The sequence below is a fragment of the Lishizhenia sp. genome (assembly GCF_033720595.1).
Classification (GTDB): Bacteria; Bacteroidota; Bacteroidia; order Flavobacteriales_D; family Crocinitomicaceae; genus Lishizhenia.
In genome coordinates, this window is sequence record NZ_JAWWCF010000107.1 from 1 (window position 1) to 10,323 (window position 10,323).

At 37.6% G+C, this 10,323-nt stretch carries 8 protein-coding genes; 2 read left to right on the forward strand and 6 right to left on the reverse strand.

What is annotated here, in order from left to right; genetic code table 11:
* The 5 genes from R3333_RS08830 to R3333_RS08850 all read right to left on the reverse strand — a co-directional run.
* Nucleotides 1–4,244, reverse strand: a 4,244-nt coding sequence (locus R3333_RS08830; protein ID WP_318958425.1) for a DNA repair ATPase, incomplete at its 3' end; no start/stop codon positions are given.
* Between the two features lie 63 nt (nucleotides 4,245–4,307).
* Nucleotides 4,308–6,488, reverse strand: a complete 2,181-nt coding sequence (locus R3333_RS08835) for a flotillin family protein (RefSeq protein WP_318958426.1) — start codon at nucleotides 6,486–6,488, stop codon at nucleotides 4,308–4,310.
* A gap of 22 nt (nucleotides 6,489–6,510) precedes the next feature.
* On the reverse strand, nucleotides 6,511–7,170 hold the full coding sequence (locus R3333_RS08840; RefSeq protein WP_318958427.1) for an OB-fold-containig protein: 660 nt from the start codon (nucleotides 7,168–7,170) through the stop codon (nucleotides 6,511–6,513).
* Nucleotides 7,171–7,247: 77 nt separating this feature from the next.
* A complete protein-coding gene (locus tag R3333_RS08845; RefSeq protein WP_318958428.1) occupies nucleotides 7,248–7,952 on the reverse strand; it encodes a PspA/IM30 family protein in 705 nt (234 codons plus the stop codon).
* Nucleotides 7,953–7,964: 12 nt separating this feature from the next.
* Complete coding sequence (locus R3333_RS08850; RefSeq protein WP_318958429.1) at nucleotides 7,965–8,360, reverse strand: YbjN domain-containing protein; 396 nt, start codon at nucleotides 8,358–8,360, stop codon at nucleotides 7,965–7,967.
* Between the two features lie 198 nt (nucleotides 8,361–8,558).
* Here R3333_RS08850 and R3333_RS08855 point away from each other — a divergent pair, with 198 nt between their 5' ends.
* Nucleotides 8,559–9,200, forward strand: a complete 642-nt coding sequence (locus R3333_RS08855; protein ID WP_318958430.1) for a helix-turn-helix transcriptional regulator — start codon at nucleotides 8,559–8,561, stop codon at nucleotides 9,198–9,200.
* 45 nt (nucleotides 9,201–9,245) lie between these two features.
* Here R3333_RS08855 and R3333_RS08860 read toward each other — a convergent pair whose 3' ends face one another.
* Entirely contained in the window at nucleotides 9,246–9,494 is a 249-nt protein-coding gene (locus R3333_RS08860) for a hypothetical protein (protein ID WP_318958431.1), read from the reverse strand.
* Nucleotides 9,495–9,649: 155 nt separating this feature from the next.
* Between R3333_RS08860 and R3333_RS08865 the strand changes: the two genes are divergently transcribed.
* Nucleotides 9,650–10,323 (forward strand): exonuclease domain-containing protein (locus tag R3333_RS08865; protein WP_318958432.1); only part of this gene is annotated, 674 nt, incomplete at its 3' end.

The window sequence follows — 10,323 nt, forward strand, 5'->3', positions numbered from 1 at the left end:
ATTTGATTCAATAAAGGATGCGAACTCAAACTGTTTTCTATAAAACTCGAAGCAAAGGCGTTTCCATATCCACCCACGATATCTCCCAAGTTGTAAATATCTGCTCGGTTGGCTAACATATCCGGAATCTGGAATTTACCTCCACTCTCCGTGTAAGGGTTACCCGCCATAATAACAGCTACCTTTTTCCCTCTAAAGTCATAGGTTTTGGGCTGACCTTCGAAGACACCTTCTATCTTACGTTGTCCATCCGCTAAAGAGATGAACTTTTGTAAAAATACAGGACTACAGTGCTGAATATCGTCCAAGTAAATCATTACGTTATCTCCCATTTCAAAGGCCAAGTTCAACTTCTTAAGCTCTTGAGCTGCCGCTGTTGAATCCGCTTGTTTAGGATCTAAACTTGTTACTTCGTGTCCGATAGAAGGACCATTGATCTTCATAAAAATCAATCCCAATCTATTGGCGATATACTCCATCAAGGTTGTTTTACCATATCCTGGAGGAGAAACCAATAAAAGCATACCCATCAAGTCCGTACGCTTGTTAGCACCTACCGCTCCAATTTGCTTGGCAAGGTTGTCACCCACAATTGGTAAATACACCTCATTGATCAATTGGTTACGTACAAAGGAGTTCATCACTTTCGGTTCCAATTCATTCAGGCGCAATTCTTTGGCATAAAGATCTACCAATTCCTTCTTGCGGTGTTGTAAGCTTTCAAAATCACGTTGATAAACCGCAATAAAGTTTTCTATTTGCGGAAACAAGTCTGCTAGATTTACCTGGGCCTTCCCTCCTTCTATGGTAGAATGATCTCCCTTCAAACCTTCAATTTCTATGTTCGGAACAGGAATTACATTTTCTTCTCCTATGTTTTTAGACAAGAGCAAGGCACTCAATTCTGCAGCATGTTTGTAGCCCAAGTTTTCCAAAGCATTTTGCAACATTTGATAATAGTGAAAGAGCTTATTTGGAGCTACATTATCCAATATCAAAGACTTTCTCTTCTTTACTAAATGCCCGTAATCTTCATAGGCTTTAGAACTAATCACAAAGTGATCATCGTAGAGTAATTCTTGTGTTAAGTAAGCTGCGACTTCTTTAGTAAGATGAAGATATTTCTTCGGAAGGATTTCTGAAAGTCGTGCAAACAACTCCTCTTCTACCTGTGTAAAGGTATGTGTATCCAAGACTTCATTCACCAAACGATTCACTTGTATAAGCGCTTCCAATTCACCTTTAAAATCAGCATGTATACTCATCCAAGCCACGCGAGCCAAAGCTCTTACTTCTTGGTTCACAAAGATGTTTGGATTTAATTCTCCCTGCTTTATAAAGGCTTGTAAATACAACAAAGCATCTGCATCGTGTACACCTTTGATGTAGTTTTCTTTGTAGCGGGGTGACATAAAAGTTCTCACCTTCTCCAGCAACTCCTCCTCGGTAAGCTTTACCAATTCTTGACTCCCAAAAGTTTTGAACATCAAATAAGCGAGGTATGCACCTCTGTAAACCTCATCATTTTCTGAAATAAGAGAAGATGTCCAAATCTCCTTATGTCCATTCAGTACCTCATCTTCTACTTTCTTAAAGAAGTTAGTTCCCGTGATGTGGTAATACATAGCATCTCCTCTTTGAATGAGGGTTAGACCTAATTTTTGTTTATTGGTTAAGAATTGATGATTACCAAATTGAATTACATCATCTCCATTGGCAAAAAGCTCTTTTTTATCTTTTAACGATCGAAGTGCATTTTCTTTTAATGACTTCAATTGAGCGGCAACATCATCTGCTTTTACCGTGTCTCCGAGTTCAATTAAATCTTCAACCGTATTCCTCACCTTCTCTACCATCAAGTCTGAGGCATAATAGGCTTGAATTTCAGCATCTTCCTTAAAGGTTTTGAGTTTATTCTCTACGGTTTTCAGCAGTCGTTTTGCTCCTTCTTCAAGTTTTGTAGTTCTTCTACCACGTTGTTCTTGCAGATAGATCTTACGGTTTTCAAAAGCTTCATAAATAGACTCTCTTTTCTCTCCCACCTGATCTACAAACTCATCAAAATCTACAAATTTGCTTTCCAACTCTTCTAGCTGAACCATGAGTTTATTCATGTATTCATCCGCTTTTTCTTCTGTAGAACTCAAGTCTAAGAAATTAACTACGGACTGAGAAATCAAGGTCAACTGCGCTGCAAACTCGGCCTTTCCTTCTACCAGAAGCAATTCCTTCTTCTTGTTCTTTAAACTAGCTGAACAGGTATTGAATTTTGCATATACCGCAGAAATTTGATCAATGATTTGTGTAGATTTTGTAACATCCTCTATGCGAAGATTCCCTACTATCTCTATCAACATCTCTAATTTTTTGGCGGTAGAAATGATTTTATCCTCTAAATTCTTAGCATCAAAACTCTTGGTTAATCCTTGAATTTCTCCATTGATTTCTTCTACCTTTTCTTCGTATACCTCCAAGGCTTCCGGTCGAATTAAGAAGGAAATACAATTCTTAGAAAGTTCTTCGGTTTGCTGGGTGATTTCTGCCTCAAGTGCTTCAATCTCCTCTAAATTGGCATAACGCAAATCTTTTAAAGCAACAACTTGACCTTTAATACCGCGTAACTCTGCCAAATTATCTACATAAGAGGTAATCGTTTTCCCTCTAAAATATTTAGAGTTCTTAAGTATCTCTTGTGCTTTTTGAGAAGTTTCAGCAATGCTTTGTGCCGTTTGCTGTTTTATGCTTCTTACCTTTTCAAACTCATCTATCGCCTTAGAAGCCGTCTGACGAATTTGTTCTATGGGTTCACCAATTTTATGTGCTTCAGCATGCATTAACCAGTGTTGCGTATCTAAGATATCCTGAGTTTTCTTCGTGATATCAACATACAAGCCTCCGAAGCTGTCTTCTTTATTGAGAAGTTTAATCAGCTCTTTACACTCTGCCATGGTACGTACAATGGTCTTGTTTCCAAGTTTTGCCAAGTAACTGTCATTACTTGTATTTTGCTGTACGTTAACATCAAGAAAAGGCGTTTGCCAAACTTGAACACTGTGGTGTTTTTGTTGCTCCTCCTCTGCTCTAAAGTAGACCAGTTCTCCATTTTCGAAAAGAGAGAAACCATTACAAATGATAGGCGTTAAAACGCTTTGAGCAATTAAGTTATAAGATAATAAGATGTAAATACCGCTTTGCTGGTTATAGAACACATACATAAAATCTTCCCCGTTAGGCGAGTTAATTTTACGTTCGAAAAGCATCCCATCTAAAGGATTATCAAATAATTTAAACTCACCTGTTTGCAGGTAATACCCTTTCGGAAAAATGATTCCGTGATCATCTGGTAAAAGTACGCAGGCATCTTCTATGGCATCTATGCGCACCACTTCCTGTATCTTCACATTGTAGACTAAGTACCTATACTTCTCTTCCTTGTAGGGTTTGATTTTCATCACAACAAGGTTTCCGATTACGGCGTATTGTAAATCTACATCATCCAACGTTTGATCGGCTTGTTCAACAGGCTCTGCATAGATTCCTTTCCCTGTATCGGTGTTGTCTTCAACTTTAACCGTTAAATCCCCACCAGTTGTTTCAACAAATACCAAATCATCTAAAGAAATATGACCGTGCGTACCTTTGCGTTGCATATCTCTGGTGGCCTTCTTCCACTTAAACTCGTAACGGTTTGGAAATTTGTATTCACTATCAGATCTGTTCCCATAGTAAACTAAACGATCTGGCGTAATCTTCCACTTAAAGGTTTTGATATCGCTAATGTTCTTCCCGGTTTGAAAAACGAAATAGAGAAAACCGTTGATTTCTGCAAATTGCACAAAAGTGGTTTCCTTGTAATATTTGTATAGGTTGGCAAAATCCTCAAAGAATTTCTCATCCTCCAAAAGGGCTAGTGTGTCTCGTTTAAAGTTGTGTTTTTCATCATCGAAATGATAAAACGCGAACACATCTTCAATTTTAACTTCCTCGCGTAAACCTATATGTACGTTGAACCCAAAGAGCATACGGTTACCACCTAGGCTGACCATATCTCTTGCGATGCAATTGTTGTCTGTAGAAATCTTATCGGCAGAAAGTAACTTATTCTCAATAGCTCCAAATACTCCCTTTCTATCGGTATTTAAATGCTCTAGTCGCTGGGCTAGCTCCTCCCCTTGCTTATTTAATCGCGAGCGGATGATTTCATAGGTACCCCCGTCTAGATTTGTTTGTTCTTCATTGTTCATTCAAATGAAAATTTAGGGTTAAAAAAGGGGAACATTAAGCTCCCCTTTCCACATAAACTAGAACTAGTTAGGATTGAGCCCTAGGTGCTCTAGGGTACTTTCTCCTAACCCTAAGTTCTGCACCTTAGACATTAAATCTCTAAGCGCGCTTTTCTTAGTATCGCCATTTGTTTCTACCATCATTTTCGTCAACAAGGCAGTAATGGTCAAATTCTTTGCATCTTCTGTGGTTAATCCAGAAGAGCTAATTAAGTTGCGGATCTTATCCATGATTGTTTCTCCTTCAAAGTCGTGAAAGAAGTTATCCTTAATTCCTTCCAAAACCTCAGAGTTTTCTATCAATCTATCAACGCGTTTTCCTGTAGTGATAGAGTTTGTAATCTTATCAAAGAAGCTTTGGTCTCCACCTACGATGTCAATTTTAGCATTCTTCAATGCCTCACTTAATACAGTGGCTTGTGCTGTAGCAATATCTTTCTGTACTGCTATTTGCGCCATTTCAACCTGCTTATCCTTGTCTAATTTCAATTTGAATTCCTCGTGCTCCTTACCTACAGCATCTAACTCTTTCATTGCTTCGGCTTTCTTCAAGATACCCTCTGCATCTGCAGTATATCTTTCGCGCTCCACCGTAACGGCAGCTAATCCATCTTTTTCTTTGGCTGTAGCTTGCTCTAACATCACTTGCGCTTCTGTCATACCGCGCTCTCTATCTACTTCAACCTTCGCTTTACCTACTTTCAATTCAGCTTCTGCGGTAGCCAATCCTTTCGCTTCAATACCTTTTGCCTCTGCCAATGATTGTACTTCAGTAACGTGTGCTTCAGCGTCCCCTTGTTTCTCACGAGCATCCGCTTTAGCCGTCATCACTTGTGCCTCAGCTAAACCTGTAGATGCAAATTCAGAAGCTTTGGCATCGGCCATAATTTTAATAGCTTCCGCTTTTTGAGCGGCGCTTTGTTGTTCTGCCTCTGCTTCGATTAACATACGTTTCGCATTGAATTCAGCAGCGTGTTTAGAAGCTTCAGCATCTTTGATACGTTGTACCAAGTTTTCTTCAGCAGCTTGTTCTGCCGCGGTAATGGCAACGCGCTTCATTCTGTCCGCCTCAGCTAAGGCTTGCGTATCCTTAATCTTCTCTTCTTCTTCAACAACCGTTTTTTGTATTGCTACTCTATCACGAATAACTTCTTGGATGTTTTTCTTTTCTTCTTCGATAGATTTTTCTTTCTCTATCTGTGCCAAGGTAACAACGCGCTCTCTTTCGTTCGCCTCTAAAGCTCTGTCTTTTTCTACACGTTCATTTTCTATGGCTTCTGTACGCTCTTTGTTTTTAGCTGCAACAATTACCTGACGCAATTTATTTTCTTCTGCAACTTGAATCTCTTCCTCAGCAGCAATACGTGCAAATTCAGATTTCTTATTTTCTTCAGATCGTACTTTATCAATTTCAGCTTGCTCTCTGGCACGAATCGTAGACACTTCTTTACGCTGAGATTCTTCTTTCTCCGCCAATTGTCTTTCCAATTCTAAAATAGCCTCACGCGCCTCAACATCTTGTTGTTTGATTACCTTTTGCTCCTCGCGCATAATCTTGTTGGCCTTGATCTTTTGCGCTGCCGTTAAATCAGTAATCTTTTTGATACCTTCTGCATCCAAGATGTTCTTTTCATCTAAGGCAGTAACAGGAGTTTGTTCCAAGTAGTCAATTGCAGTATCCTCTAAAGTATATCCGTTTAAGTCTTGCTTAATAGCTGCTGCAATTTCTAACCTAAACTCATCACGTTTTTCGTATAACTCAACGAAATCAAACTTCTTACCTACAGTCTTTAAGGCATCTGAGAATTTCGCGTCGAATAATTGAATCAATGTTTCTGGGTGAGAAGCACGCTTACACCCAATAGATTGTGCTACTTCTCTTACCTTTTCTTCGTCACCGTTTACTTTTAAGAAGAAAGTAACTTTAATGTCTGCACGCAAATTATCCTTACATACTAAACCTTCTTTCCCTTGACGGGCGATGACAATACTTTTTACAGAGATATCCATAATCTCCAAGCTGTGTAAAACAGGAATTACAAACATTCCGGTTTTGGAGACTCTAACACCTCCACCTGTTCTTACAAGCACTTGACCTTGTTGTGGTTTCTTATACCACTTAGCGAGCATAACAAGGATGCCCAGGAAGATGACAGCTGCGATGATTGCAACCACCATTCCTTGTTCTAGAATACTGATTAACATACGTTTTTAATTAAAGCTAATTTTAGGCATTAGCATAGGGTTCTACTAAATATGTGTTTTGATCTTTATTGAAAGAAATAACAAGGATGCTATCTCCCTTAATAAGCGAAGATCCACGCTTAGTTTCTATATAAATGGTATGCACGTTTTGATTGTTTTCTACTTTGGCTTGACCATTTTTCCCCTCTGTATCTATAAGCGTTACCTTACCGATTGAACCTGTTAAATCTTTCGACATAGATTCTTTCTCTAATGAAGCAAACATCTTCACAAAAGGAAAAGTTAAAAATTTAGCCAGAATAGCACATCCAATAATACAAGGGATGAGGGTTAACAAACCAAAAACAAAGCTTTCGATACCAAAAATTTCATTGATACTTACCTGAACAAACCACAAGCTTAAGGAGAAGAAACTGAACCAGAGCATTAATGGTACTCTTCCGATGTTTAAGAAACGGAGGATGAACATAAGCCAAGATAGGTCTCCAGAAGCGGCCACACCTGTGTCTGCATCAACTTCTACCTCAACATCTGCGTCCATGTCTATTTCAACATCAACATCCAAAAAGTTAAGGTCGAGTACACCCATGATTACGGTGATCCAATATAGCACGACGAGTACGAGGAAAAAACTTGCAATGAAGTTTGCTCCATTAAACGACATGTTTAATAATTCAAGCATTTTATGGTATTACAGTTAGTTTATTATAGATGGATTTAAGTAGTAGTAAGGGAGGATATTTCACCTCCCCTTAAGTATTACATTCCCATTTTCTTCTTCAAAGCTTCTAAAGATTCAGAGGCTTTACTTTCGTTGGCTCCCTCATCAATTGCTTTATCTAATTCTTCATCGATAGATCTGCTTTCGTCAGCTATATCTGCATAAGACTCAGCCAAGGCTTCTTCTTGTGCTACCTTCTCTTTCATTCTTTCTAACATAGAAACTGTAGAAGAAGAATCGATGTTTGCCAATTGCTTATTGATGTTTTTCGTAGCACTACTCACTTTAGCTCTGGCTTTCAATGTTTTCAACTCATTCTCGTATTTTCCAATACTTGATCTTAAGTTCTTCACATTACCATCCAACTTCGCCACGTGCGCTTCAAACTTCTCTCTATCGGATTTCGATTGATTCGCCAACTTCATTGTTTCTTCCTTACGAATCAACGCTTCACTTGCTAATCTATCCGCTTCAGCAGCATCCATAGATCCAGCTTTCGCTTTTTGAAGAATCAACATAGCTTTCTTTTCGTAATCTTCAGCCTTTTGTACTTGCGTTTCAGCATCGTTCTTAGCTCTTATCGAAAGTGCTTTTACTTCTGCCAATGCTTGCAATGCTTTTTCCAAATCCTTTTTCAAGTCTCTAATTCCCTGCTCAGTCATTTTGATTGGGTCTTCTAAACCATCTATCGCTGAATGTGCTTCCGCTTTACCTATATTAAATAATCTCTTAAAAATGTTCATTTTTTCTTTTTATTAATGTTTTGAAAATTCTATAATTTCATCTGAGTACTCACTCAGTAATAATGAAAGGGCGTTGATCGATCCTTCTAATTCATTTAGATCTAAATTCTCTAATTGAAGGGTATCTCTAAACAAAACTTTCTTTCCGTCTTCTGCTAAAACAAAAGCTCCATGTACAATATCTCTGTTTTTAGTCAACAACTTTTTGTATACCTCGGTATCACCATTCGGTATCTCAAAAATGTATTGTTCCATGATTAATATTGGGTCGGCACACCCGATTACAAGATTCTTAATACCGTCGATTTCACTTTCAATTACGAAAACTTCATCTTCTTTATCTTCTTTTACAATCATGTAATCTAACTCTTGTAAATAGGCTCTCACCTTTTCATAGTCCTTTGCCATTATATAGTGTTTAAGTTTATGTGTTATAAAAATAGAAATTAATCCATGTTATCGTGCATTTCTATAAGAAACACTAAGGCCCAGGACCATTTTCTACCGTAATACTTTGTATATTCATGATAATATTTTTAGATTCACGAAGTAAAGATACTAATATTTTTTACAATTGCTAAAATTATTAGCTAATTTTTCAAGATTATGATTTCAAAGATTGGTAAAAACATCAAAAAAATCCGCACCATTAAGAACCTAAACCAGCAGGCAATGGCTGATTTACTGGGACTTTCACGTCCTTCAATAGGCGCTTATGAAGAAATGCGTGCAGAACCGAAAATTGAGTCTCTAATAAAATTAGCAAATCACTTCAAATTAGATTTAGGTCGCTTAATTAATGAAGATTTAACGGTCAATGAAATTCATGGTTTTAAACAAGCCGAAGAATTGGTACTCGATACCAAGCCTATAAAATCACCCGCAAAGCCTAAAAGCTTTCCTTACCTGATCTTGAAAAAAAACAAATTAAGTCTGCAAAAAATAGAACTCACTTGGCCTGTTGCCAGCAACAAAAAATTATTGGGCGTACAAGAAACATCACAACTGTGCTCTATATATAAGGAGGTGAACGTAAAAACCTTTAAGCCTAAGGAAAAATGTATTCTTCAACGCGGGAAAGAATTCCTTTACGAAGTTCAACTCGAAGAAAGAGAAAATGAACTTTATTATAAAGAGGAGTTAGTTGAAGGGAATAAAGTGATTGCCTATCAAATCATGGAAGGACAGCACAATGTAGAGGATAGATTGAAACGTCTGGAGAATATACTTTCTAAATTAAGTCTATAAAAAAAAGGGAAGCTTTTGACTCCCCTTCTTTATATCTTTTATTGCTTACATCAACTTTGTAGCTAATTCTTCAACTTTATCAGAAATCTCAGCTCTAATTTGCTTAAACTCTGCTTTTGTTGAAGACGCATTAATTTTAGAGATAATTTCATTTCTAAAATCTACAGCTTCGTCAATAATTGCGTTCGTCTTTTCTGTTTTAGACTCATCCCATAATTGTTGACTAAATCCTTCTTCTACTATATCAAAGATTGCGTAATTGAAATCTCTTTTTAAGTCTTTAATACTTGCCATAATTAAAATATTTTGCACAAAAGTAATCATTCTTGTTGTGCCTAAGGTTATGAAATTCTTAAAAACACCCTTAAAAATGTCGTGTTCAAATCTTTCTATTTAAAAATTGATTGGGCTTCCTTCTAAATTATGAGAGTTGATTAATTTTGCGGCACATGAAATTTGCCATTACAGATTTAGAAACAACTGGCGGTAGTCCGAAAAAATCGAAGATTACCGAAATAGCTATCTATAAATGTGATGGTGATAAAATCATTGACGAATACACCACATTGGTAAATCCAGAGATTCCTATCCCAAGATTCATCACACAACTAACTGGAATCAATGATGAAATGGTGGAAAACGCTCCTAAATTTTATGAAATAGCAAAAGACATCATAGAGTTTATGGAAGATTGTGTATTCGTGGCCCATAACGTTGGTTTCGACTACGGTGTTCTTCGCGGAGAATACAAATCACTTGGCTACGATTTTCGTTATCCCCACATGTGTACAGTAAGGGCTTCGCGCATCTTGCTCCCAGGACATGACTCGTACAGTTTGGGTAAACTAACCAATGATTTAGGAATAGAACTGGTGGGTAGACACAGGGCTGCAGGAGATGCTATGGCTACAGTTGAGTTGTTCAAAATACTTTTTGAAAAAGATAGTAATGACCTCAACACATTTATAACCTCAGAAATTAACCCTTCCATCCTTCACCCTAATTTAGATTTGAGTCAACTCGAAGATATACCCAACAAAACGGGTGTATACAGGTTTTACGACGAAACCAATAGGTTGATATACATTGGAAAGAGCAAGCACATCTTAACACGTATCAAGCA